At 73.9% G+C, this 1,121-nt stretch carries 1 protein-coding gene; it reads right to left on the reverse strand.

What is annotated here, in order from left to right; all coding sequences use genetic code 11:
• On the reverse strand, positions 1-972 hold a 972-nt coding region (locus GV126_RS18315), incomplete at its 3' end, for an ATP-binding cassette domain-containing protein (protein WP_159667996.1).
• Positions 973-1,121: the final 149 nt, after the last annotated feature.

Below are 1,121 nucleotides of genomic sequence, written 5' to 3' on the forward strand. Positions count from 1 at the left end.
GGCGGGGACAGTGGCCTGGGCGGTGACGGGGTGGTTGCCGGTGAGGGCGAAGAACACGTCGTCCAGGTCGGGGGTGTGCACGGACAGCTCGTCGGCCTCGACGCCGGCGGCGTCCAGCCAGTCCAGGACGGCGCGCAGCTCGCGCTGGCTGCCGTCGCTGGGGATCTGCAGGGTGAGCGCGTCGTCGTGGCGCTGGGTCTCGCGCAGGGCGGTCGCCGCCCGCTCGTAGGCCGCCGGGTCGGAGAAGCGCAGCCGCACATGGCCGCCGGGTACGAGCCGCTTCAGCTCCTCGGCGGTGCCCTCGGCGACGATCCGGCCGCCGTGGAGCACCGCGATGCGGTCGGCGAGCTGGTCGGCCTCCTCCAGGTACTGGGTGGTGAGGAAGACGGTCGTGCCGCCGGAGACCAGTTCGCGGATGATCTGCCACATGGTGTGGCGCGAGCGCGGGTCCAAGCCGGTGGTCGGCTCGTCCAGGAAGATGATCCGCGGGTCGCCGACCAGGGTCATGGCGATGTCCAGGCGGCGCTTCATGCCGCCGGAGTAGGTGGAGGCGGGCTTCTTCGCCGCCTCGGTCAGGTCGAACCGCTCCAGCAGCTCGGCCGTCACCCGCCGGCCCTCGGCGCGGGGCAGGTGGTGCAGGTCGGCCATCAGGAGCATGTTCTCCTCGCCGGTGATCAGGCCGTCCACGGCGGAGAACTGGCCGGTGACCCCGATGGCGGCGCGGACCGCCTGGGCCCGGGTGGCGAGGTCGTGCCCGGCGATCCGGGCGGTACCGCCGTCCGCGGACAGCAGGGTGGACAGGATGCCCACGGCCGTGGTCTTGCCGGCGCCGTTCGGTCCCAGCAGGGAGAAGATCGTGCCGGCCGGCACGTGCAGGTCGATGCCGTCGAGGACCGTCTGGTCCCCGAAGGACTTGCGCAGCCCGGTGGCCGCGATCGCGAGGTCGTGAGGGTCGTGAGGCGTCGTCGTCATGGCGCAGAGCGTGCCGGGCGGGCGGTTCAGGGCGGCTTCAGCGCGGTTTCAGGCGGCGGGGGAGGGTTTCCGGGCGGTGAAACCCGCAGGTGGCGGGCCTGCCCGGGGGTGCGGGCCACCGCGGGCGCCCGGCGGGAGCGGCCGCGGGA

The sequence above is a fragment of the Streptomyces mexicanus genome, assembly GCF_902506575.1.
Lineage (GTDB): Bacteria > Actinomycetota > Actinomycetes > Streptomycetales > Streptomycetaceae > Streptomyces > Streptomyces mexicanus.